Annotated in this window: 24 protein-coding genes; 11 read left to right on the top strand and 13 right to left on the bottom strand. The window is 68.7% G+C overall.

Features of this window, described 5'->3' with window-relative positions; all coding sequences use genetic code 11:
- Positions 1-12: 12 nt before the first annotated feature.
- A complete protein-coding gene (gene pdxH, locus CFB89_RS13400) occupies positions 13-657 on the bottom strand; it encodes a pyridoxamine 5'-phosphate oxidase (RefSeq protein WP_089468305.1) in 645 nt (214 codons plus the stop codon).
- Between the two features lie 129 nt (positions 658-786).
- Between pdxH and CFB89_RS13395 the strand changes: the two genes are divergently transcribed.
- Positions 787-1,644: a ThiF family adenylyltransferase gene (locus tag CFB89_RS13395; RefSeq protein WP_050017033.1), complete on the top strand. Its 858-nt coding sequence runs from the start codon at positions 787-789 to the stop codon at positions 1,642-1,644.
- A gap of 143 nt (positions 1,645-1,787) precedes the next feature.
- On the opposite strand, the gene trxA is transcribed toward CFB89_RS13395, so the two are convergent.
- Positions 1,788-2,636: a thioredoxin gene (gene trxA, locus CFB89_RS13390; protein ID WP_089468304.1), complete on the bottom strand. Its 849-nt coding sequence runs from the start codon at positions 2,634-2,636 to the stop codon at positions 1,788-1,790.
- 52 nt (positions 2,637-2,688) lie between these two features.
- Positions 2,689-3,570 (bottom strand): pirin family protein, encoded by an 882-nt coding sequence (locus CFB89_RS13385; protein ID WP_089468303.1) that lies wholly within the window; start codon positions 3,568-3,570, stop codon positions 2,689-2,691.
- A 266-nt stretch (positions 3,571-3,836) separates the two neighbouring features.
- Here CFB89_RS13385 and CFB89_RS13380 point away from each other — a divergent pair, with 266 nt between their 5' ends.
- Positions 3,837-4,715 (top strand): EamA family transporter, encoded by an 879-nt coding sequence (locus CFB89_RS13380; RefSeq protein ID WP_179233449.1) that lies wholly within the window; start codon positions 3,837-3,839, stop codon positions 4,713-4,715.
- A 44-nt stretch (positions 4,716-4,759) separates the two neighbouring features.
- On the opposite strand, the gene CFB89_RS13375 is transcribed toward CFB89_RS13380, so the two are convergent.
- The gene (locus tag CFB89_RS13375) at positions 4,760-6,286 is read right to left on the bottom strand and encodes an N-acetylmuramoyl-L-alanine amidase (RefSeq protein WP_089468301.1); all 1,527 of its coding nucleotides are present in this window, start codon (positions 6,284-6,286) and stop codon (positions 4,760-4,762) included.
- Entirely contained in the window at positions 6,268-6,819 is a 552-nt protein-coding gene (tsaE, locus tag CFB89_RS13370) for a tRNA (adenosine(37)-N6)-threonylcarbamoyltransferase complex ATPase subunit type 1 TsaE (protein ID WP_089468300.1), read from the bottom strand. The genes CFB89_RS13375 and tsaE overlap by 19 nt, the downstream gene beginning before the upstream one ends.
- A 17-nt stretch (positions 6,820-6,836) precedes the next feature.
- Here tsaE and queG point away from each other — a divergent pair, with 17 nt between their 5' ends.
- The 3 genes from queG (at position 6,837) to xerD (ending at position 9,567) form a co-directional block, all read left to right on the top strand.
- Positions 6,837-8,084, top strand: coding sequence for a tRNA epoxyqueuosine(34) reductase QueG (queG, locus tag CFB89_RS13365; RefSeq protein WP_089468299.1), 1,248 nt, complete (start codon positions 6,837-6,839; stop codon positions 8,082-8,084).
- A gap of 65 nt (positions 8,085-8,149) precedes the next feature.
- Positions 8,150-8,620 carry a methylated-DNA--[protein]-cysteine S-methyltransferase gene (locus CFB89_RS13360; RefSeq protein ID WP_089468298.1) on the top strand — a complete coding sequence of 157 codons (471 nt, stop codon included), beginning with the start codon at positions 8,150-8,152 and terminating at the stop codon, positions 8,618-8,620.
- Positions 8,617-9,567 carry a site-specific tyrosine recombinase XerD gene (gene xerD / locus CFB89_RS13355; RefSeq protein ID WP_089468297.1) on the top strand — a complete coding sequence of 317 codons (951 nt, stop codon included), beginning with the start codon at positions 8,617-8,619 and terminating at the stop codon, positions 9,565-9,567. Before CFB89_RS13360 ends, xerD begins: the two co-directional genes overlap by 4 nt.
- Positions 9,568-9,662: 95 nt before the next feature.
- On the opposite strand, the gene CFB89_RS13350 is transcribed toward xerD, so the two are convergent.
- Positions 9,663-11,225 carry a class I adenylate-forming enzyme family protein gene (locus CFB89_RS13350; RefSeq protein WP_089468296.1) on the bottom strand — a complete coding sequence of 521 codons (1,563 nt, stop codon included), beginning with the start codon at positions 11,223-11,225 and terminating at the stop codon, positions 9,663-9,665.
- Positions 11,226-11,460: 235 nt separating this feature from the next.
- Between CFB89_RS13350 and ybaK the strand changes: the two genes are divergently transcribed.
- Together ybaK and plsY are read left to right on the top strand one after the other, a co-directional pair.
- The gene (gene ybaK, locus CFB89_RS13345; RefSeq protein ID WP_089468295.1) at positions 11,461-11,952 is read left to right on the top strand and encodes a Cys-tRNA(Pro) deacylase; all 492 of its coding nucleotides are present in this window, start codon (positions 11,461-11,463) and stop codon (positions 11,950-11,952) included.
- Positions 11,953-12,068: 116 nt separating this feature from the next.
- A complete protein-coding gene (plsY, locus tag CFB89_RS13340; RefSeq protein WP_089468294.1) occupies positions 12,069-12,710 on the top strand; it encodes a glycerol-3-phosphate 1-O-acyltransferase PlsY in 642 nt (213 codons plus the stop codon).
- Positions 12,711-12,789: 79 nt separating this feature from the next.
- On the opposite strand, the gene CFB89_RS13335 is transcribed toward plsY, so the two are convergent.
- Complete coding sequence (locus tag CFB89_RS13335) at positions 12,790-13,275, bottom strand: YajQ family cyclic di-GMP-binding protein (protein ID WP_006482217.1); 486 nt, start codon at positions 13,273-13,275, stop codon at positions 12,790-12,792.
- Positions 13,276-13,410: 135 nt separating this feature from the next.
- On the opposite strand from CFB89_RS13335, the gene murB reads away from it, so the two are divergent.
- Positions 13,411-14,460, top strand: coding sequence for a UDP-N-acetylmuramate dehydrogenase (gene murB, locus CFB89_RS13330; RefSeq protein WP_089468293.1), 1,050 nt, complete (start codon positions 13,411-13,413; stop codon positions 14,458-14,460).
- Between the two features lie 85 nt (positions 14,461-14,545).
- On the opposite strand, the gene argF is transcribed toward murB, so the two are convergent.
- Positions 14,546-15,475 carry an ornithine carbamoyltransferase gene (gene argF / locus CFB89_RS13325; RefSeq protein ID WP_006482207.1) on the bottom strand — a complete coding sequence of 310 codons (930 nt, stop codon included), beginning with the start codon at positions 15,473-15,475 and terminating at the stop codon, positions 14,546-14,548.
- 412 nt (positions 15,476-15,887) lie between these two features.
- On the opposite strand from argF, the gene CFB89_RS13315 reads away from it, so the two are divergent.
- Positions 15,888-16,208, top strand: coding sequence for a DUF3579 domain-containing protein (locus tag CFB89_RS13315; protein ID WP_011546046.1), 321 nt, complete (start codon positions 15,888-15,890; stop codon positions 16,206-16,208).
- A gap of 169 nt (positions 16,209-16,377) precedes the next feature.
- Here the strand turns inward: CFB89_RS13315 and rpsT are convergent, their stop codons facing one another.
- Positions 16,378-16,650 carry a 30S ribosomal protein S20 gene (gene rpsT, locus CFB89_RS13310; RefSeq protein WP_006482211.1) on the bottom strand — a complete coding sequence of 91 codons (273 nt, stop codon included), beginning with the start codon at positions 16,648-16,650 and terminating at the stop codon, positions 16,378-16,380.
- Positions 16,651-16,955: 305 nt separating this feature from the next.
- Here rpsT and murJ point away from each other — a divergent pair, with 305 nt between their 5' ends.
- Entirely contained in the window at positions 16,956-18,506 is a 1,551-nt protein-coding gene (gene murJ, locus CFB89_RS13305) for a murein biosynthesis integral membrane protein MurJ (RefSeq protein WP_089468292.1), read from the top strand.
- Positions 18,507-18,514: 8 nt separating this feature from the next.
- Positions 18,515-19,357: a SirB1 family protein gene (locus tag CFB89_RS13300; protein WP_011546044.1), complete on the top strand. Its 843-nt coding sequence runs from the start codon at positions 18,515-18,517 to the stop codon at positions 19,355-19,357.
- Between the two features lie 141 nt (positions 19,358-19,498).
- Here CFB89_RS13300 and adk read toward each other — a convergent pair whose 3' ends face one another.
- The 4 genes from adk to lpxK form a co-directional block, all read right to left on the bottom strand.
- Entirely contained in the window at positions 19,499-20,161 is a 663-nt protein-coding gene (gene adk / locus CFB89_RS13295) for an adenylate kinase (RefSeq protein ID WP_006482212.1), read from the bottom strand.
- 208 nt (positions 20,162-20,369) lie between these two features.
- Positions 20,370-21,161: a 3-deoxy-manno-octulosonate cytidylyltransferase gene (kdsB, locus tag CFB89_RS13290; protein WP_089468291.1), complete on the bottom strand. Its 792-nt coding sequence runs from the start codon at positions 21,159-21,161 to the stop codon at positions 20,370-20,372.
- Between the two features lie 132 nt (positions 21,162-21,293).
- On the bottom strand, positions 21,294-21,488 hold the full coding sequence (locus CFB89_RS13285) for a Trm112 family protein (protein WP_006482216.1): 195 nt from the start codon (positions 21,486-21,488) through the stop codon (positions 21,294-21,296).
- Positions 21,469-22,497 (bottom strand): tetraacyldisaccharide 4'-kinase, encoded by a 1,029-nt coding sequence (gene lpxK, locus CFB89_RS13280; RefSeq protein WP_089468290.1) that lies wholly within the window; start codon positions 22,495-22,497, stop codon positions 21,469-21,471. The genes CFB89_RS13285 and lpxK overlap by 20 nt, the downstream gene beginning before the upstream one ends.
- Positions 22,498-22,541: the final 44 nt, after the last annotated feature.

Genomic DNA, 22,541 nt, shown 5'->3' with positions numbered 1-22,541 from the left:
CCGGCGCCGCGCTTACGGCGACAGGCGCGAGATCGTCCAGCCCGGCGCCGCCGCGGCGTCGCGCGTATAGAGCAGGCGGTCGTGCAGCCGCGACGGGCGCCCCTGCCAGAACTCGATCGTGTCGGGCACGAGGCGGTAGCCGCCCCAGTGCGGCGGGCGCGGCGGGTTGTCGCCGTAGCGTTCGCTGACGGTTTTCTCGCGCGCTTCGAGCGTCGCGCGGCTGTCGATCACGGTGCTCTGGTCCGACGCCCATGCGCCGATGCGCGAGCCGAGCGGGCGCGACGCGAAATAGCGGTCGCTTTCTTCCGCGCTGGTTTTCTCGATCCGGCCTTCGATGCGCACCTGGCGCTCGAGCTCGATCCAGTAGAACAGCAACGCGGCCTGCGGATGCACGGCGAGATCGTGGCCCTTGCGGCTTTCGTAATTGGTGAAGAAGACGAACCCGCGTTCGTCGACGCCCTTGATGAGCACGATCCGGGCCGACGGCCGGCCGTCGGCGCCGACGGTCGCGAGCGTCATCGTGTTCGGCTCGGGCAGCTTGGCGGCGAGCGCCTCCTTGAACCAGCGATCGAACTGGGCGAAGGGATCGGGGGCGGCATCGGCTTCGTCGAGCGAAGCACGCGAATAGTTGATGCGGAGATCGGCGAGAGTCGTCATGTTATGCAAACGCTTCAATCTGGGGGCCAGTATAGCGAACGCGCAAAAATCGTGCGTGCACAGTCGGGCGAGGGGGCGAGGAGTTCAGGCAAAATAGAGGGCTGCATGACTTACGTTTTCCTTGCTGCCATGTCCTCCGCCGACGCTGCCCCGCCCCGTTCTTCCGATCTTACCCCGACCCCGGAAATCCAGCTTGACGTGGATCGCGCGCGGCGTTTCGGCGGCGTCGCGCGTCTGTACGGCGCGCCGGCGGCGGCCGCGTTCGAGCGCGCGCACGTCGCGGTGATCGGGATCGGCGGCGTCGGGTCGTGGGTGGCCGAGGCGCTCGCGCGCAACGCGGTCGGCACGCTGACGCTGATCGATCTCGACAACGTCGCGGAAAGCAATACGAACCGGCAGGTTCATGCGCTCGACGGCAATTACGGCAAGCCGAAGGTCGACGCGATGGCCGAGCGGATCGCGCTGATCGATCCCGCGTGCCGCGTGAACCGCATCGAGGATTTCGTCGAGCCCGACAATTTCGACGCGCTGCTCGGCGGCGGCTTCGACTACGTGATCGACGCGATCGACAGCGTGCGCACGAAGGTCGCGCTGATCGCGTGGTGCGTCGCGAAACGGCAGCCGTTGATCGTCGTCGGCGGCGCGGGCGGGCAGCTCGACCCGACGCGCATCCGCATCGACGATCTCGCGCTGACGATCCAGGATCCGCTGCTGTCGAAGGTGCGTGCGCAGTTGCGCAAGCAGCACGGTTTTCCGCGCGGGCCGAAGGCGCGCTTCAAGGTCAGCGCCGTGTATTCGGACGAGCCGCTGATCTATCCGGAAGCGGCGGCCTGCGACATCGAGGACGGCGCGGAGCCGTCGGCGGCCGCGCATGTCGCGGGGCTCAACTGTGCGGGCTTCGGTTCGAGCGTGTGCGTGACCGCGAGTTTCGGTTTCGCGGCGGCCGCGCATGCGTTGCGGGCGATCGCGGCACAGGCGGCCGGCTGAGCGCGCGGCGCGCGGGTCGCGAATGAGCATGTCGCGGCGCGGCCGGCGTGCCGCGCACGAGTCGGCAGGTGACGGCGAGCCAGCCGGGCCGTCGCGGCCCGGCCTTTCGCGGCCCGGCCGTTCGTGGCCCGGCCGCTCGTGCGTCAGTTGAGCGCCATGCTCAGCCTGCGCCGCCATGCGGCGACGAGGTCGGGGCGATCGCCGGCCAGCTCGAACACCGAGATCATCGTGCGGCGGCCGAGGTCGTCGCCATATGCGCGATCGCGCGTCACGATTTCCAGCAACTGTTCCAGCGCCCCTTCGTATGCGCGTCGCGCGATCAGGCTCTGCGCGAGGTCGAAGCGCGCGTCGAGATCGGCCGGGTTCGCCGCGATGCGCGCTTCGAGCGCGTCGGTCGGCGGCAGGTCGGCCGTGGCGTCGAGTGCGTCGAAACGGGTCTTGATCGCCTGGTAGCGCGGGTCGCCGTTCTGCACGGTCTGCGGCGACAGGCGCTCGGTCTCCGCGCGCGCGGCGTCGACCTCGTTGCGCGCGAGCAGCAGCTCGATCAGGTCGAGGCGCGCGTCGTCGTAGCCGGGGTTCAGCGCGAGCGCCGCTTCGAGGTGCGTGAGCGCATCGTCGAAGCGCTGTTCGGCCATCGCGTACTGCGCGGCGCGGCGCTCGGCTTCCTCGGCCGCCGGCAGCAGCCGGTCGAGGAACGCGCGCAACTGCCCTTCGGGCAGCACGCCGACGAACTGATCGACCGGCCGCCCGTCGGCGAACGCGATCACGTGCGGGATGCTGCGCGTCTGGAAGTGCGCGGCGAGTTCCTGGTTCTCGTCGACGTTGACCTTCACGAGCTTCCAGCGGCCGGCGTAATCGGCTTCGAGCTTTTCCAGCAGCGGGCCGAGCGTCTTGCACGGGCCGCACCACGGCGCCCAGAAGTCGACCAGCACGGGCGTGTCCAGCGACGCCTCGATGACGTCTTTCTCGAATGTGGCAAGCGTGGTGTCCATGTCGTTCTCTTCCGTTCGAATATCGTCAGGATGGGGGCGGCGCGCCGCTTTTTCAACGCGGCTTCGATTCGGGCAGCGGAATCCACTCGGTCTCGCCGGGCACCTTGCCCATCTCCTGGCGCGTCCACGCCGCTTTCGCGCGCTCGATCGCGTCGCGGCTGCTCGCGACGAAATTCCATTCGATGAAGCGTTCGCCGTCGATCCGGTCGCCGCCGAGCAGCATCGCGCGCGCGCCGCTGCCGCTCGCGAGCGTGACGGTCGCGCCCGGCGCGAGCAGGGCCATCCGTTCGGCCGGCACCGGCGTGCCGTCGATCGCGAGCTCGCCGTCGACCACGTAGACCGCGCGCTCCTCGTGCGACGCATCGAGTTCGAGCCGGCCGCCGGCCGCGAATTCGGCCGCGACGTACAGCGTGCGCGAGAACGTCGTCACGGGCGAATGCAGCCCGAATGCGTCGCCGGCGATCACCGTCAGCGCGACGCCGTTTTCATCGCGCTTGGGCAGCGTGTCGGCCGCGTGGTGCTCGAACGACGGCTCGGTGGTCTCGTGCGTTTTCGGCAGCGCGACCCAGGTCTGGATGCCGTGCACGGTGTGGCCGCTCGCGCGCTGCGCGTCGGGCGTACGCTCGGAGTGCACGATCCCGCGGCCGGCCGTCATCCAGTTCACGTCACCGGGCACGATTTCCTGCAGCGAGCCGAGGCTGTCGCGGTGCAGGATCGCGCCGTCGAACAGGTAGGTGACCGTCGCGAGCCCGATGTGCGGATGCGGGCGCACGTCTAGCCCCGCGCCGGCCGGCAGCGCGGCGGGCCCCATGTGATCGAAGAAGATGAACGGGCCGACGAGGCGGGCGGCGAGCGCGGGCAGCGTGCGGCGCACCTGCAGGTTGCCGATGTCGCGTACGTGCGGCTTCAGCAGGGCTTTGATCGAGTCGGTCATGGCGGGCCTTCGTGGGGAACGGCTGGATTGACGGTCATTGTACTGGCGGCCCGGTGGCGCGCGTGACGGGGCGCGCGAAAGGCGCGAGGCGGCCGCGGCAGGCACGTGTCGTGCGGCCTTCATCGTGTCGCGCAAGTCGCTGCGTTGCACCACCCGCCGCCCGTCGCCGATTCGATGCACGCCGCGCGGGTATCGGGCGCGGCGGCGAAACCCGGTAGACTGACCGGCTTCACCACGACCATTCGACAATCGAGGAGACGCCGATGATGGCCCCGAAGGACTTGCTGCTCGCGCTGGTCGTGATCCTCGCATGGGGCGTGAACTTCGTCGTGATCAAGGTCGGCCTGCACGGCATGCCGCCGATGCTGCTCGGCGCGCTGCGCTTCACGCTCGCGGCCGTGCCCGCGGTGTTCTTCGTGCGCCGGCCGCAGATTTCGTGGCGGCTGCTGGTGCTGTACGGCGCGACGATCCAGCTCGGCCAGTTCGTGTTCCTGTTCACCGGCATGTACGTCGGGATGCCGGCCGGCCTCGCGTCGCTCGTGCTGCAGTCGCAGGCGTTCTTCACGCTGGTGTTCGCGATGCTGTTCCTCGGCGAGCGGCTGCGCGTGCAGAACCTGGTCGGGCTCGCGATCGCCGCGGGCGGGCTCGTCGTGATCGCCGCGCAAGGCGGCCGCGCGATGACGCTCGCGGGCTTCCTGCTGACGATCTGCTCGGCCGCGATGTGGGCCATCGGCAATATCGTCACGAAGAAGGTGGGGAAGGCGAACCTCGTGTCGCTCGTCGTGTGGGCGAGCCTCGTGCCGCCCGTGCCGTTCTTCCTGCTGTCGCTGTGGTTCGAAGGGCCGCGGCGGATCGCGACCGCGCTCGCGGGGCTCGACGGCGCGTCGATCTTCGCGGTGGTCTATCTCGCGTTCGTCGCGACGCTGCTCGGCTACGGGCTGTGGAGCCGCCTGCTGTCGCGCTATCCGGCCGCGCAGGTCGCGCAATTCTCGCTGCTGGTGCCGATCGTCGGGCTCGCGTCGTCGGCGCTGCTGCTGGACGAGCATCTGACGCAATCGCAGCTGATCGGCGCCGCGCTCGTGATGGGCGGGCTCGCGGTGAACGTGTTCGGCGGGAAACTGCTGAGCCGCTTCGCGGCGTCGTGACGCGCCGGCACGCGCTGCGTGCCGGCGGCAGGGAAGGATGGCGCTCAGGCCATCCGGCTCTTCGCGAGCGGCGGATTCGCGGCGAAATAGCGCTTGATGCCGCGGAAGATCGCGTCGGCCATCTCGTCGCGATAGCTGTCGTCGTTGAGGCGGCGCTCTTCGTCCGGGTTGCTGATGAACGCGGTCTCGACGAGGATCGACGGAATGTCGGGCGCCTTCAGCACCGCGAACCCGGCCTGCTCCACCGAGCCCTTGTGCAGCTTGTTGATCCCGCCCACCTCCTTCAGCACGTAGTTGCCGTAGCGCAACGAGTCGCGGATCTGCGCGGTCGTCGACATGTCGAACAGCGCGCGGTTCACCGCCGCGTCCGCCGTCTTGATGTTGATGCCGCCGATCAGGTCCGACGAATTCTCCTTGTTCGCCATCCAGCGCGCCGCGGCACTCGTCGCGCCGTGGTCGGACAGCGCGAACACCGACGAGCCGCGCGCGGACGGCGTCGTGAACGCGTCCGCGTGGATCGACACGAAGAGATCCGCGCCGACGCGGCGCGCTTTCTGCACGCGCACGTTCAGCGGCACGAAGAAATCGGCGTCGCGCGTCATCATCGCGCGCATGTTCGGCGCGGCGTCGATCTTCGCGCGCAGCTTCTTCGCGATGTCGAGCGCGATGTGCTTCTCGTACGTGCCGCCGCCGCCGATCGCGCCCGGATCCTCGCCGCCGTGGCCCGGATCGATCGCGACCGTCAGCAGGCGCACGGTGCCGCCCTTGCCCGATTTCGGCGCGGTGAACTTATAGGTGTCGTCGTCGTTGTCGTCGCGGCGCGCGATGACGGGCGGCGGCTTGACGGCCGGCTTCGCGGGCGTCGACGGCGTGCCGGCGGCCGGCGGCGTGTGCGGCGCGGCCGGCGTGTTCTGCGCGAAACGCTGGAAGAACGCGTCGCTGTTGTCGCCCGCGCCCGCCCCGGGCGGCGGTGTGCCCGGGCCGGCCAGCGTGGACGGCGGCTGCATCTGCTGCGCGCGCGCGGTGTCGTTGAGCGCCTGTTCCTTGCGTTCCGTCTGCGCGATCAGGTCGGACAGCGGATCGGGCGCGACGGCCGGATACAGGTCGAACACGAGCCGGTACTTGTAGGTGCCGACGGGCGGCAGCGTGAACACCTGCGGCTTCACCGAGCCCTTCAGGTCGAACACCATCCGCACGACGTGCGGCTGATACTGGCCGACGCGCACCGACTGGATCTGCGGATCGTTCGGCGCGATCTTCGATACGAGATCGCGCAGCGACTGGTCGAGGTCGAGGCCGTTCAGATCGACGACCAGACGGTCGGGACCCTGCAGCAGTTGTTGGCTATTCTGCAGCGGCTGGTCGGATTCGATCGTGACGCGCGTGTAATCGCGTGCGGGCCACACGCGCACGCCGAGCACCGACGACGCGTGCGCGAGCCGCGGCGCGACGAGACCGAGCACCAGCGTCGACGCCCCCGCGCGCAGGATCTGACGGCGACGCCAGTTGTGCGTCGCGGTGGCCGCCGATTCGATCGAGCGGAACGGTTTGATCAACATCTTTCGAGACATGCCTTTCCTGAAGCGCTGTACGCCCGGACGGTGAGGGCACGGCCGTCGCCGTCCACGTCGAGCGAGAAAACCAGATCGGGCACGCCGAGCAGCGCGCCCGCCTGTTGCGGCCATTCGACGAGGCAGATCGCGCTGGAATTGAAATATTCGCGAAAGCCTGCATCGGACCATTCGGCCGGATCGTTGAATCGGTACAGATCGAAGTGATAGACCTCGAGTTCCCCATCGCTGCGTTCGAGCGCGTACGGCTCGACGAGCGTATAGGTCGGGCTGCGCACGCGGCCCGGGTGGCCGAGGCCGCGCAGAATCGCGCGCACGAGGGTCGTCTTGCCCGCGCCGAGATCGCCGACCAGCTGGATCTGCAGCCCGTCGAACGCATGGGCGCGGTCGAGCTCGATGCGCGCCGCGTCGAGCGCGTGCGCGAAGCGGGTGCCGAAGGCCTCGGTTGCCGCTTCGTCGGCGAGCGCGATCACGCGCTCCGCGAGCGGGGCGGGCAACATGGCTTGAGGCGGTTGGCTGGACGTGGCTGGCATTCTCGTAAAATAGTGCGATGAACCGACTACCGGAACACGCCGCATCCGACCGGCCTTCGACTCGTGCCGAAGGCTCGGCGCCGTGCGCGCTCGACGATGCGGCGTTGACTGCGCTCGCCGCTCGCATCAGGGCGTGGGGGCGCGAATTGGGTTTCGGGGCGATCGGCATCGGCGATACCGATCTCTCGGATGCCGAAGCGGGCCTCGCCGCCTGGCTGGAAGCCGGATACCACGGCGAAATGGATTATATGGCGAAACATGGGATGAAACGCGCGCGGCCGGCCGAACTTGTGGCCGGTACGCGACGCGTGATCTCCGTGCGGCTCGCCTACCTGCCGGCCCAAACGCTCGCGGCCGACGCGCCCGGCGGCGAGCCCGGCGGCGAGCCCGGCGCGCTCGCGCCGCACGACTGGCGCGCGCGCGAGCGGGCGCGGCTCGACGATCCGCAGGCGGCCGTCGTGTCGATCTATGCGCGCGGCCGCGACTATCACAAGGTATTGCGCAACCGGCTGCAGACGCTCGCGGAGCGCATCGAGCACGAGATCGGCGGGTTCGGCTACCGCGTGTTCACCGATTCGGCGCCCGTGCTCGAGGTCGAGCTCGCGCAGAAGGCCGGGGTCGGCTGGCGCGGCAAGCACACGCTGCTGCTGCAGCGCGATGCCGGCTCGCTGTTCTTTCTCGGCGAGATCTACGTCGACCTGCCGCTGCCGACCGACGCGCATACGTCGCCCGACACCGCGCCCGAGACGCCCGGCACGCACTGCGGCAGCTGCACGCGCTGCATCGACGCGTGCCCGACCGGCGCGATCGTCGAGCCGTACCGCGTCGATGCGCGCCGCTGCATCTCCTACCTGACGATCGAACTGAAAGGCAGCATCCCCGAGCCGCTGCGGCCGATGATCGGCAATCGCGTGTACGGCTGCGACGACTGCCAGCTCGTGTGCCCGTGGAACAAGTTCGCGCAGGCGGCGCCCGTCGCCGATTTCGACGTGCGGCACGGCCTCGACCGCGCGACGCTCGTCGAGCTGTTCGCGTGGGACGCGCAGGCGTTCGACACGCGGATGCAGGGCAGCGCGATCCGTCGCATCGGCTACGAAAGCTGGCTGCGCAATCTCGCGGTCGGGCTCGGCAATGCGCTGCGCGCCGGCGCGGACCGGCTCGCGCCGCCGGCGCGCGACGCGATCGTCGCCGCGCTGCGCGCCCGCGCCGACGATCCGTCGCCGGTCGTGCGCGAACATGTCGAATGGGCGCTGCGAGCCGCGTGAAGGCGGCGTAAAGTGTCGTCGGCGCGCGGGCCGCACCGCGCGCGTCCCCTGGTCAGGAGAAGGCAATGTTCAACGCAGTCATCGACGCGCCGTTCGGCAAGGTCGGCATCCGCACGGATGCCGCGGTGGTGCGCGAGATCGTCTATCTGCCCGAATCGATGAAGTCGGTCGATCCGGATTCACCGCTCGCGAAGCGCGCGGTCGAGCAGATCGAACGTTATTTCGAGCGCGCATCGGCGCGCTTCGACCTGCCGCTCGCCGACGTCGGCAGTGCATTCCAGCACCGCGTGTGGGACGTGATCAGTGACATCCCGCCCGGTACGGTGCTGACCTACGGCCAGGTCGCGAAGCGGATCGGCAGCGCGCCGCGCGCGGTCGGCCAGGCGTGCGGCGGGAACTACTTCCCGCTCGTGATCCCGTGCCATCGCGTCGTCGCGGCGGGCGGCCTCGGCGGGTTCGCGAACCACGACGACAACGGCTATTACCAGAAAGTGAAGCGCTGGCTCCTGGCGCACGAAGGCGTGCCGTACCCATGAGCGAACCGATGATGTCCCCCGACGCCGACACCGACACCGTCGCGGCATCCCCCGCTCTGCTCGCGAGCCGCGCATCGATCGACGTGTTCTGCGATGCGCTGTGGCTCGAGCATGGGCTCGCGCGCAACACGCTCGATGCGTACCGGCGCGACCTGGCGCTGTTTTCCCACTGGCTGGCCGCGACGCACGACGCGCCGCTCGACTCGGCCGACGAGGCGATGGTGACCGGCTACATCGCCGCGCGCAGCGACGGCAAGGCGACCTCGTCGAACCGGCGGCTGTCGGTGTTCCGTCGCTATTACGGCTGGGCCGTGCGCGAGCATCGCGCGAGCGCCGACCCGACGCTGCGGATCACGTCCGCGAAACAGGCGGCCCGGTTCCCGTCGACGCTGTCCGAGGCGCAGGTCGAGGCGCTGCTCGGCGCGCCCGACATCGGCACGCCGCTCGGCCTGCGCGATCGCACGATGCTCGAGCTGATGTACGCGAGCGGGCTGCGCGTGAGCGAGCTCGTGACGCTGAAGACGGTGGAGGTCGGCCTCAACGAAGGCGTCGTGCGCGTGATGGGCAAGGGGTCGAAGGAGCGGCTCGTGCCGTTCGGCGAAGTCGCGCACGGCTGGATCGAACGCTACCTGCGCGACGCGCGGCCGGCGCTGCTCGGAGCACGCGCGGCCGATGCGCTGTTCGTGACCGCGCGCGGCGACGGGATGACGCGCCAGCAGTTCTGGAACATCATCAAGCGTCACGCGCAGCACGCCGACGTGCGCGCGCACCTGTCGCCGCACACGCTGCGGCACGCGTTCGCGACGCACCTGCTGAACCACGGCGCCGACCTGCGCGTCGTGCAGCTGCTGCTCGGCCACAGCGACATCTCGACCACGCAGATCTATACGCACGTCGCGCGCGAGCGGCTCAGGACGCTGCACGCGCAGCATCACCCGCGCGGCTGACGCGCGACGCGGGCATGCGGTGCGGCGTGGCGTGGCGTGGCGTGGCGTGGCGTGGTGGGGCGCCGGTGCAGGTTCCCCCGCGTAGGGCGGCCGCGTCAGACCAGCTCGCGCAGCCGGTGCTTGAGCACCTTGCCGGTCGACGCGGCCGGCAGCGCATCGAGCACGCGGATGTGCGCAGGGCGTTTGTAAGCGGTGAGCCGATCCGCGCACCACGCGTGCAATGCCGCCTCGTCCGCCGTCGCACCGGGCACCAGCTCGACGAACGCGAGCACTTCCTCGTTGCCTTCGATCGCACGGCCGATCACGGCCGCCTGCACGACGTCCGGATGCGCGTTCAGCACCTGTTCGACTTCGACCGGATATACGTTGAAGCCCGAGCGGATGATCAGCTCCTTGCTTCGGCCCGCGATCGTCACCGCGCCGTCCGCGTCCTGCCGCGCGAGATCGCCGGTGCTCAGCCAGCCGTCCGGCGACACGGCCGCGCGCGTCGCGTTCGCGTCGCGGTAGTAGCCGAGCATCACGTTCGGCCCGCGCACGCGAATCTCGCCGACTTCGCCCGGCCGCACGTCGGTGCCGTCCGGCGCGACGATCCGGACCTCGATGCCGGGAATCGGCACGCCGACCGAACTGTCCGCGCGCGGCGCGTCGAGCGGCGTCTGGGTGATCGTCGGGCTGCTTTCGGTCATCCCGTAGCCGTTGTGCAGCGGCACGCCGTACAGGCGCTCGACGCGGGCCTTCAGGTTCGCATCGAGCGGCGAGCCGCCCGAATACGCGAAGCGCAGCCGCGGCGCGCGCCATGCGCGGCCATGCGTGTGCAGGTGTTCGAGCAGCTTCGCGTGCATCGCGGGCACGCCCTGGAAGATCGTCACGCCTTCGTCGGCGAGGGCGACACGCACGGCTTCCGGCGAGAAGCGCGGCGCGAGCCGCAGCGTCGCGCCCGCGTACAGGCTGCCGACGCACACGGACGCGAGCCCGTACACGTGCGACACGGGCAGCACCGTGTAGACGACGTCGTCCGGCGACACGCGGCGCAGCGTGCTCGATATCGCCGCGATGAACAGCAGGTTGCGGTGCGACAGCATCACGCCTTTCGGCGTGCCGGTCGTGCCCGTCGTGTAGATCAGCGCCGCGCATTGCCCGGCGCCGTCGGCGGCCACCGGTTCGGCGGGCGCGCCCGCATCGACGCGATACGACCACGCGCCGACGTCGACCGGCAGCGCGCCGGCGGGCGTCGCGCCGAGCCGCTCGGCGTGGGCGCGCGCATCGGCCGATGCGTCGATCGTGAACGCGATCAGCTTCGGACGCGCGTGCGCGGCGATCGCGTCGAGCTCGGCGGCCGACAGCCGCGCGTTCGACACGAGCGCCCATGCGTCGATGCGGGCGGCCGCGAACAGCAGCACGATCTGCGCGACGCAGTTTTCCGCGACGATCATCACGCGGTCGCCGCCTTGCACGCCGAGGCTCGCGAGCCGCGCGGCCGCCGCGTCGACGGCCTGCCCCAGCTCGCCGTACGACAGCCGGCGCGCATCCTCGATCAGCGCCGGATGCGCGGGCGACTGCGCGGCCCGGTGCGCGGGCACGTCGGCGATGCGGCGCGGCAGCGCGGCGAGCAGCGCATCGACGTCGAGCGATTCGGATGAACGGATGGGCGAGGACATGGCGTCTCCAGATGAGGGACCGGCGGCGGCCGACGATATTTGCGAACGATCGTGCCATGGCGATGCACGCACCACAATCAGCCAATCGGACAATAGCGCTTCACGATGTTCGCAACGATGATGGCCACACGCGCGACGGCGATGCGGCGGGCCGGCGGAAAACGGGCCGCGAGTATACCGTCGGCGCGGGCACGCCATTGCGCGAGCCCCGATCGTTCGCCATTAAAATGCCGCCATGAGCAAATCCAGACACGTGTCCGAAACCCCCGCGACCCAGTTGCTGCGCCGTCATGGCGTCGCATTCGGCGAGCATCCATACGAATACGTCGAGCACGGCGGCACCGGCGAATCGGCGCGCCAGCTCGGCGTCGACGAGCACAGCGTCGTGAAGACGCTCGTGATGGAAGACGAGCACGCGAAGCCGCTGATCGTGCTGATGCACGGCGATCGCACCGTGTCGACGAAGAATCTCGCGCGTCAGATCGGCGCGAAGCGCGTCGAGCCGTGCAAGCCCGAGGTCGCGAACCGCCATTCGGGCTATCTGGTCGGCGGCACGTCGCCGTTCGGCACGCGCAAGACGATGCCCGTCTACGTCGAGGCGACGATCCTCGCATTGCCGACGATCTACCTGAACGGCGGCCGGCGCGGCTACCTCGTCAGCCTCGCGCCGGCAGTGCTCACGTCGCTGCTCGACGCGCAGCCCGTGCAGTGCGCGAGCGTCGACTGAGGGTTTCACCTTCGTGGCATCCGGCGCCCGTTCGGTAGAATGGGCGCCGTTTCGGCCTGCCGGCTTGCCGCGCACGGCCGTCCCTTTCCCGATACGTTGAAAGAAGAGTCCTCCGCATGCAGATCCTGCTCGCCGCCCTCGTTGCCTACCTGATCGGTTCGGTGTCGTTCGCCGTCGTCGTCAGTTCCGTGATGGGCCTGGCCGACCCGCGTTCGTACGGGTCGAAGAACCCCGGCGCGACCAACGTGCTGCGCAGCGGCAACAAGAAGGCCGCGATCCTGACGCTCGTCGGCGACGCGTTCAAGGGCTGGATCGCCGTCTGGCTCGCCCGGCACTTCGGCCTGCCCGACGTCGCGGTCGCGTGGGTCGCGATCGCCGTGTTCCTCGGCCACCTGTACCCGGTGTTCTTCCGCTTCCAGGGCGGCAAGGGTGTCGCGACCGCGGCCGGCGTACTGCTCGCCGTGCATCCGGTGCTCGGGCTCGCGACCGCGCTCACCTGGCTGATCGTCGCGTTCTTCTTCCGCTATTCGTCGCTCGCGGCGCTGGTGGCGGCCGTATTCGCGCCGGTGTTCGACGTGTTCCTGTTCGGCATGCCGGGCCACAACCCGATCGCATGGGCCGTGCTCGCGATGAGCGTGCTGCTCGTGTGGCGTCACCGCGGCAACATTTCGAAGCTGCTCGCGGGGCAGGAGAGCCGGATCGGCGACAAGAAGAAGGCGGCCGCCAACGGCGGCGCGCAGGACGGCGGGAAGGCCTGAGAAAGCGCGGCGCTGGCCGCGCGCCGGGCGCGCCGCATGTGCGGGGCCCGGCCGGATGACGCGACGCGGCGGTTGCCGGTCAGTCGCGGAAGTTGTTGAAGTCGAGCGGCGTGTCGGTCACGTCCTTGCGCAGCATCGCGATCGTGCTCTGCAGGTCGTCGCGCTTCGTGCCCGAAATGCGCACCGCGTCGCCCTGGATGCTCGCCTGCACCTTGATCTTGCTGTCCTTCACGAGGCGCACGATCTTCTTTGCCAGGTCGCCCGTCACGCCCTTCTTCACGGTGACGATCTGTTTGACCTTGTCGCCGCCGATCTTCTCGACCTTGCCGTAGTCGAGAAAGCGCACGTCGACGTTGCGCTTGGCCAGCTTGCCGATCAGCACGTCCTTGACCTGGCCGAGCTTGAAATCGTCGTCGGCGAACAGCGTCAGCTCGCGCTCCTTCTGTTCGACGCGCGCGTCGGAGCCCTTGAAGTCGAAGCGCGTCGAAATTTCCTTGTTCGACTGCTCGATGGCGTTCTTCACTTCGATCATGTTCGCTTCGGAAACGACGTCGAACGATGGCATGGCATTCTCCCTTGAGATGCGGGCACCCGGCTCGCGCGCGGGCACTCGCTATAATTGCGGACTGTTTGCCATTTTACCGATGCCCCTCCGTTTGCCCAAGACCGGCCAGCACCGCCCGGGCCGACGTGACCGCGAATGCCGATGCCTCCTGACGATTCCGCCCTGTCGCTGCTTCCCGACCATCCGCTCGCCGCGCACAACACGTTCGGCATCGCCGCGCGCGCGCGCTTCGCCGCGCGCATCACGCAGGCGGCGCAGTTCGAGGCGCTGCATCGCGACCCGCGGGTCGCGGCCCTGCCGCAGCTCGTGCTCGGCGGCGGCAGCAATATCGTGTTCACGCGCGATTTCGACGGCGTCGTGCTGCTCGACGAGATCGCGGGCCGCCGCGTCGTACGCGAGGACGAAGACGCGTGGTACGTCGAGGCCGGCGGCGGCGAGAACTGGCACGCGTTCGTCGCGTGGACGCTCGAGCACGGGATGCCGGGCCTCGAGAATCTCGCGCTGATCCCGGGCACCGTCGGCGCCGCGCCGATCCAGAACATCGGCGCGTACGGCCTCGAGATGACGGCGTATTTCGATTCGCTGATCGCGGTCGAGCTGGCGACGGGGCGTAGCGAGCGCTTCGACGCCGCGCGCTGCGCGTTCGGTTATCGAGACAGTTTCTTCAAGCGGGAAGGGCGCGGCCGGTTCGCGATCGTCTCGGTGACGTTCCGGCTGCCGAAGCAATGGACGCCGCGGCTTGGCTACGCGGACGTCACGCGGGAGCTCGACGCGCGCGGCATCGCGCCCGATGCGGCGACGCCGCGCGACGTGTTCGACGCGGTCGTCGCGATCCGCCGCGCGAAGCTGCCCGATCCGCTGGTGCTCGGCAATGCGGGCAGTTTCTTCAAGAATCCGGTGATCGACGCCGCGCAGTTCGAGGCGCTGCGCGCCCGCGTGCCGGAGGTCGTGTCGTATCCACAGCCGGACGGGCACGTGAAGCTCGCGGCCGGCTGGCTGATCGACCGCTGCGGCTGGAAGGGGCGCGCACTCGGGGCGGCGGCCGTGCACGACCGCCAGGCGCTCGTGCTCGTCAATCGCGGCGGCGCGACCGGCGCCGACGTGCTGGCGCTGGCGCGGGCGATCCAGGCCGACGTGCGCGCGCGGTTCGGCGTCGAGCTGGAGGCGGAGCCGGTCTGCCTGTAACGGCGCGCGTGCCGGTTTCGGCGCGCCCAAACGAAAAGCGCCGATCGTCGACCGGCGCTTTTTTACGCGTGTGCGTTGCCGCGCGTCAGTGCTTGAGGCGGCCGAGCAGCAGGAACTCCATCAGCGCCTTCTGCACGTGCAGGCGGTTTTCCGCTTCGTCCCACACGACGCTCTGCGGGCCGTCGATCACGCCGGCCGTCACTTCCTCGCCGCGGTGCGCGGGCAGGCAGTGCATGAAGAGGGCATCCGGATTCGCATGGCCCATCATTTCCTCGTCGACGCACCAATCGGCGAACGCCTGCTTGCGCGCCTCGTTCTCGGCCTCGAAACCCATGCTCGTCCATACGTCGGTCGTCACGAGATCGGCGCCCTTGCACGCTTCGTTCGGATCGTCGAACACCTCGTAGAACGGCGCGCTGTCGGGCGACACGAGCTTCATGTCGAGCGCATAGCCGGGCGGGGTGGACAGGCGCAGCTTGAAGCCGAGGATCTGCGCGGCTTCGATCCACGTGTACAGCATGTTGTTCGCGTCGCCGACCCACGCGACGGTCTTGCCGGCGATCGGGCCGCGGTGCTCGTAGTACGTGAAAATATCGGCGAGCACCTGGCACGGGTGGTATTCGTTCGTCAGGCCGTTGATCACCGGCACGCGGGAATTCTGCGCGAAGCGCGTAATCACGTCCTGCTCGAACGTGCGGATCATGATGATGTCGACCATCCGCGAGATGACCTGTGCGGAATCCTCGACGGGTTCGCCGCGGCCGAGCTGCGTGTCGCGCGTGCTCATGAAGACGGCGTGGCCGCCGAGCTGGAAGATCCCGGCCTCGAACGACAGGCGCGTGCGCGTCGAGCTTTTCTCGAAGATCATCGCGAGCGTGCGGTCGTGCAGCGGGTGATAGGTCTCGTAGTTCTTGAACTTGCGCTTCAGGATACCCGTGCGTTCGAGCACGTACTCGTAGTCTTCCAGCGAGAAATCCTTGAACTGCAGGTAGTGACGAATGGTTTTGGCGGTCATGAAACGAAATACGGCGGGTCTCACCCGGCCGCGAGGCCGGACGGCGCCGCCGTCGGGTGTGGATAACTCAAAGCAGCATAAAGGATTTTCTGTGCTTTGACGAGCCGTGGAGCGACGCGGGGCAGGATCGCCGCGCGCGACCGGCCATTCGGGGAGGCGGGCGTCGGGACGCCGCGCAATGGCGCGCTGCGGTATAATTCAAAAGTTTTCTCCAGCCCGGCAGGCAAGGCTTTTCGCGCTCTGCCGGACACAAGCCGTGCGCTGCACAAATCCTGTGCAGTCCATCGGCGGCGCGCATCGACGCTCCGTTTTCGGGATATCGATCGGCGCGTGCGGCCGACCCTCCAGCTTTGTGTTCGCGTATCCAGGCGCCGTTGCCTGGACATCGCCGGGCCGTCACTTGGGTAACCACATGGCTGAAACCCCTCCGACCGAATTTTTCATCCAGGGCATCACGAAAGACGGGAAAAAGTTTCGCCCGAGCGACTGGTCGGAACGTCTGGCCGGTGTGATGGCCTGCTTCGGGCCGGGGGCGAGCGGGCCGAATGCGCGTCTCAAGTATTCGCTGTACGTGCGCCCGACGATGCTCGGTGACCTCAAATGCGTGATCCTCGATTCGCGGTTGCGCGACATCGAGCCGATGGCTTTCGATTTCGTGCTGAATTTCGCGAAGGACAACAACCTCGTCGTGACCGAGGCGTGCGAACTGCCGGACTACAACACGAAGAAGTGAGCGATGCCGGCGGGCCAGGGTGCGCGAGGGTGCATTTCGCGCGCGCCCTCCCGGCAAGTGCCGCCGCCGTGCACGATGTGCCGGCGACAGCCAACAAAAAAGCCCGCCTAGGCGGGCTTTTTCGTGATCGCAGGAAACAGGAACGCCCGCCTGAGCGGGCGCACCGGAGTTACGCTGCTGCCTGCAGGCCCTTGACGGCTGCGGCCAGGCGGCTCTTGCTGCGAGCGGCCTTGTTCTTGTGAACGATCTTCTTGTCGGCGATCGTGTCGATCGTCTTCACGGCAGCCTTGAACAGCTCGGCAGCCTTTGCCTGGTCGCCGGCTTCAACAGCCTTGCGAACCGACTTGATCGCGGTACGGAATTTCGAGCGCAGCGCCGAGTTGTGCGAGTTTGCCTTCGCGGCCTGGCGGGCGCGCTTGCGTGCTTGTGCGGAGTTAGCCATGACGGTTCCTTATCCTGTCCTGTTTCCAGAGCTTGGAGCCTGACGGCCAAGCGCTGCTTTTCGATCCGTCCCCTGAGAACGATTGCCCAGGGGCGCATAAAAAAACGGTGATTTTAACCGAGGCCGGGACATGAAAACGGCAGTTGCCGTGCATGTACGAGCCCAGAAACCGGCGATTATAGCAACAAAATCAAGCGAGTGGCAAGTTCAACGTGATGCCGGCCGAATGGGGCCGTCGGCGGCCGGTGCGCTTTTCGGCATCGGCCGGTGGCCGGGTCGCACAACGTCCGTATAATGAGCGCCCCATGAATCTATTCCGAGCCCTGCTGACGGTCAGCGGCTTCACGCTGCTGTCGCGCGTGACCGGACTGGCCCGCGAGACGCTGATCGCCCGTGCGTTCGGCGCCAGTCAATACACCGACGCGTTCTACGTCGCCTTCCGTATCCCGAACCTGCTGCGCCGCCTGTCCGCCGAAGGCGCGTTCTCGCAGGCGTTCGTGCCGATCCTCGCCGAGTTCAAGAACCAGCAGGGGCACGATGCGACGAAGGCGCTCGTCGACGCGATGTCCACCGTGCTCGCCTGGGCGCTGGCCGTGCTGTCGGTCGTCGGCATCGCCGGTGCGTCGTGGGTCGTGTTCGCGGTCGCGTCCGGCCTGCACAGCGACGGCCAGGCGTTCCCGCTCGCGGTCACGATGACGCGGATCATGTTCCCGTACATCGTGTTCATTTCGTTGACCACGCTCGCGTCGGGCGTGCTGAACACGTACAAGAGCTTCTCGCTGCCCGCGTTCGCGCCGGTGCTGCTCAACGTCGCGTTCATCGCCGCGGCCGTATTCGTCGCGCCGCACCTGAAGGTGCCCGTCTACGCGCTCGCGTGGGCCGTCATCGTCGGCGGCGTGCTGCAGTTTCTCGTGCAGTTGCCGGGCCTGAAGAAGATCGACATGGTGCCGCTGATCGGCGTCAACCCGCTGCGCGCGCTGCGTCATCCGGGCGTGAAGCGCGTGCTCGCGAAAATGGTGCCGGCGACGTTCGCGGTGTCCGTCGCGCAATTGTCGCTGATCATCAACACCAACATCGCGTCGCGGCTCGGGCAGGGCGCCGTGTCGTGGATCAATTACGCCGACCGCCTGATGGAATTCCCCACCGCGCTGCTCGGCGTCGCGCTCGGCACGATCCTGCTGCCGAGCCTGTCGAAGGCGCACGTCGATGCCGATTCGCACGAATATTCGGCGCTGCTCGACTGGGGGCTGCGCGTCACGTTCCTGCTCGCGGCGCCGAGCGCGCTCGCGCTGTTCTTCTTCGCGACGCCGCTCACCGCGACCCTCTTCAACTACGGCAAGTTCGACGCGCATACCGTCACGATGGTCGCGCGCGCGCTGGCCACCTACGGGATCGGCCTCGTCGGCATCATCCTGATCAAGATCCTCGCGCCGGGCTTCTATGCGAAGCAGGACATCAAGACGCCCGTGAAGATCGCGGTCGGCGTGCTGATCGTCACGCAGCTGTCGAACTACGTGTTCGTGCCGCTGATCGGCCACGCGGGCCTCACGCTGAGCATCGGCGTCGGCGCGTGCCTGAATTCGCTGCTGCTGTTCCTCGGGCTGCGCAAGCGCGGCATCTACCAGCCGTCGCCGGGCTGGCTGCGCTTCTTCGTGCAGCTCGTCGGCGCGGCGCTCGTGCTCGCGGGCCTGATGCACTGGTGCGCGATCAGTTTCGACTGGACCGGCATGCGCGCGCAGCCGCTCGATCGCATTGCGCTGATGGCGGCGTGCCTCGTGCTGTTTGCTGCACTATATTTCGGTATGTTGTGGGTGATGGGCTTCAAATACGCTTACTTCAGAAGGCGCGCCAAGTGACGACCGCAATGACCCGCGTCCTCGACTACTTCAGCACGCTCGTGGCGGACGACGACAGTCTGCCCGTCACGGAAGCCGCGCTGTCGCTGGCGCAGGACGCGTATCCCGACCTCGACCTGCAGGGCACGCTGGCCGAACTCGACATGCTGGCGGCGCGGCTGCGCCGGCGGCTCGCCGACGACACGGACCTGAAAGGCCGCGTCGCCGCGCTGAACGACTTCTTCTTTCGCGAGCTCGGCTTCGCGTGCAATCACAACGATTACTACGACCCCGATAACAGCCACCTGAACGCCGTGCTGAAACGGCGGCGCGGGATCCCGATCTCGCTGTCGGTGCTGTATCTAGAACTCGCCGAGCAGATCGGCGTGCCGGCGCGCGGCGTATCGTTCCCCGGCCATTTCCTGCTGCGCGTGACGCTGCCGGACGGCGACCTGATCATCGATCCGACCAACGGCCATTCGCTATCCGAAGCCGAGATGGTCGAGATGCTCGAGCCCTACGTCGCGCGGGCGGCGGGAGCGGTCGACAGCGCGTTGCGCGCACTGCTGCAGCCCGCGACGAGCCGCGAGATCATCGCGCGGATGCTGCGCAACCTGAAGACGATCTATCTGCAGACGGAGCGCTGGCAGCGGCTGCTCGCGGTGCAGCAGCGGCTCGTGATCCTGTTGCCCGAGCAGCTCGACGAGGTGCGCGACCGCGGCTTCGCGTATGCGCGGCTCGACTACCTGCGTCCCGCGCTCGAGGATCTCGAGCAATATCTCGGCGAGCGGCCCGAGGCGGAAGACGCGACCGTCGTCGAGTCGCAGGTCAGCGAATTGCGGCAGCGGATGCAGCGCGACGGCGAGGATTGAGCCGCCGGCACGCCATTGCTCGCACACGGAAAGCACGCCCGCATCGCGGGCGTTTTTCTTGCGCGCGTGCCTGTCGTGCCAATCGCGCAGGCGAAAAAAAACCGCCCGGAACGGGCGGCTTGCGGGTGCGCGACGCGCTGCTTACTTCAGTGCGTCGAACGCGCGCTCGCGAATTTCGTCGACGGTGCCGAGGCCCGAGATCTTGCGATACTGCGGCGCTTTCAAACCGTTTTCCTCGCCGCGCTGCGCCCAGTCGCCGTAGTACGTGATCAACGGCTTGGTCTGCGCTTCGTACACTTCGAGACGCTTTTTGACAGTTTCTTCCTTGTCGTCGTCGCGCTGGATCAGCGGTTCGCCCGTCACGTCGTCGTGCCCTTCGACCTTCGGCGGGTTGAACTTGACGTGGTACGTGCGGCCCGATGCCGGGTGCGTGCGGCGGCCGCTCATGCGCTCGATGATTTCCGAAAACGGGACGTCGATCTCGAGCACGTAGTCGATCGCGACGCCGGCTTCCTTCATCGCGTCGGCTTGCGCGATCGTGCGCGGGAAGCCGTCGAACAGATAGCCGTTCGCGCAGTCGGATTCCTTCAGGCGCTCCTTGACGAGGCCGATGATCAGCGCGTCCGGGACGAGCTTGCCGGCATCCATGTAGCCCTTCGCCTCGACGCCGAGCGGCGTGCCGGCCTTGACGGCCGCACGCAGCATGTCGCCCGTCGAGATTTGCGGAATCCCGAATTTTTCCTTGATGAAGTTTGCCTGGGTGCCCTTTCCCGCGCCGGGCGCGCCCAACAGGATCAAACGCATGGTGATATCTCCAAGTATGTAGATTCGTGTGGCGAGCCTCAAAGGCGTCGGCGACGGCGGGCGCGGGGCTTGCCTGACGCGTGGCGGACCGGTCTGATGCGGCGCGTCGGTTCGAGCGACGTGCGGCTGCCGGCGGAGCCACGGGCGGGGTCAAGCGAGGACGCGCTGGTCGCGGACGGCTCGCACAATCGCCTGATTATGCCATGGGTTATTTTGAACCCGGCCGAAAAAGGGCCTGCACGCGTGCGAGATCGGCCGGCGTATCGATGCCGGCTTCGGGCGCGGATTCGGTGATCAGCACCGCGATGCGCTCGCCGTGCCAGAGCGCGCGCAGCTGTTCGAGCTGCTCGGCCTGTTCGATCGGCGCCTGCGCGAGCGACGGATAGGTGCGCAGGAAACGCGCGCGATACGCATAGAGGCCGATATGCCGGTAGACCGGGAAAGCCGGTGCCGGCATGGCCGCGACGTCGGGCCAGTGCGGCTGGTACGCGTCGCGGCTCCACGGAATCGGCGCGCGCGAGAAGTACAGCGCGACGCTCTGCGCGTCGAGCGCGACCTTCACGACGTTCGGGTTGAACACGTCGGCCGCGTCGTGGATCGGATGGGCCGCGGTCGCGATCGCGCACGCCGGATGCGCGGCCAGGTGCGACGCTACGTCGCGCACGAGCACGGGGTCGATCAGCGGCTCGTCGCCCTGCACGTTGACGACCACAGTGTCGTCGCGCCAGCCGAAGGCCGCCGCGACTTCCGCGAGCCGGTCGGTGCCGGACGGATGATCGGCGCGGGTGAGCACCGCTTCGAAGCCGTGATCGCGCGCCGCATCGAGCACGCTCTGCGCATCGGAGGCGACGAGCACCTGCTGCGCGCCCGCTTCGCGCGCGCGCTCGGCGACGCGCACGACCATCGGCTTGCCGCCGAGATCGGCGAGCGGCTTGTTCGGGAGCCGCGTCGACGCGAGCCGGGCGGGAATGACGGCGATGAAGGGTTGTGGGTGAATCATCGGAGCGCGCTGGGAAGAACGGGGCGGGCGACGCCGGAAGCCGGTCGCCCGGCGGAGTGCGGCGACCCGGCCGGAGCCGGGCCGTCGGTGTCGAATCGGTGCGCCGGGCGAGCGGCGCCGTGGTTCAGCGGTTCAGCGGCCGGCCGGATCGACCGGCGTGCCTTCGACGGTCTGGCGCGCTTCGTCGACGAGCATCACCGGGATGCCGTCGCGGATCGGGTACGCGAGCTTGTCCGCGTTGCAGATCAGCTCCTGCGCGGCACGGTCGTAGTGGAGCGGGCCTTTGCAGATAGGGCACACAATGATTTCAAGCAGGCGAGCGTCCACGGAGTTTCTCCACAACGAGGGCAATGAGGCGAGGGTCGAGCGCGGCTTCGACGGGGACCACCCACAGTCGGGCGTCGCGCCAGGAAGCGCCCAATTTTACTGCATCCTTCTCGGTGATCAGGATCGCATCGACGGCATCGTCGACGAACGGATTGTCGGCGAACGCGTAATGGTCGGGCAGCGCGCGGGTCGCCGGCGCGAGGCCGGCCGCGCGCAGCGTCGCGAAAAAGCGTTCCGGCGCGCCGATGCCGGCCGCGGCGAGCACGCGCTCGTTCGTGAATTGCGACAGCGGGCGGCGCAGCGCGGGCTGGTCGAGGTGCCATGCGGCGCCCGGGGTCAGCGCGAGCGCGTAGGTGTCGGGCCACGGCGGCAGCGCGCCGCTGTACGGATCGTTGACGAGCGTGGCGTCGCGATGCCGCGACAGCGGCTCGCGCAGCGGCCCGGCGGGCAGCAGGAAGCCGTTGCCGTCGAGCCGGTGGTCGAATACGACGAGCTCGACGGCGCGCGCGAGGCGGTAGTGCTGCAGACCGTCGTCGCTGACGATCACGTCGACGTCCGGATGCGCGGCGCGCAGCGCCTGCGCGGCGGCGACGCGGTCGGGGCACACCCACACGGGCGCGCCGGTGCGGCGCGCGATCAGCAGCGGTTCGTCGCCGGCCGTGCCCGCGCGCGACGCCGGCGTGACGGCCGTCGGCGCCTTCACGTTCGCGCCGTAGCCGCGCGACACGACGCCGGGCGTGAAGCCGGCCGCGCGCAGCGCGTCGACGAGCGCGATCACGGTCGGCGTCTTGCCGGTGCCGCCGACGGTCACGTTGCCGACCACGACGACGGGCACGCCGACGTCGACCGGCTGCTTCCAGCCTTGCGCGTAAGCGGCGCGCCGCAGCGCCGCGCACAGGCCGAACACGCAGGCGAACGGCGTGAGCGCCCACGCGAGCGCGCCGCGCCGCTGCCATTCGCGTGTCAGGCGCGCTTCGAGCCGCGCGAGCGGGCCGCCGGGCGTGCTCATCGGGTCGGGCGCGGCGCGTTGGGCGCCGCGGCGAGGGACGGATT

Source organism: Burkholderia sp. AU16741 (assembly GCF_002223345.1).
Classification (GTDB): domain Bacteria; phylum Pseudomonadota; class Gammaproteobacteria; order Burkholderiales; family Burkholderiaceae; genus Burkholderia; species Burkholderia sola.
This window is presented reverse-complemented; position numbering and strand designations above follow the sequence as displayed.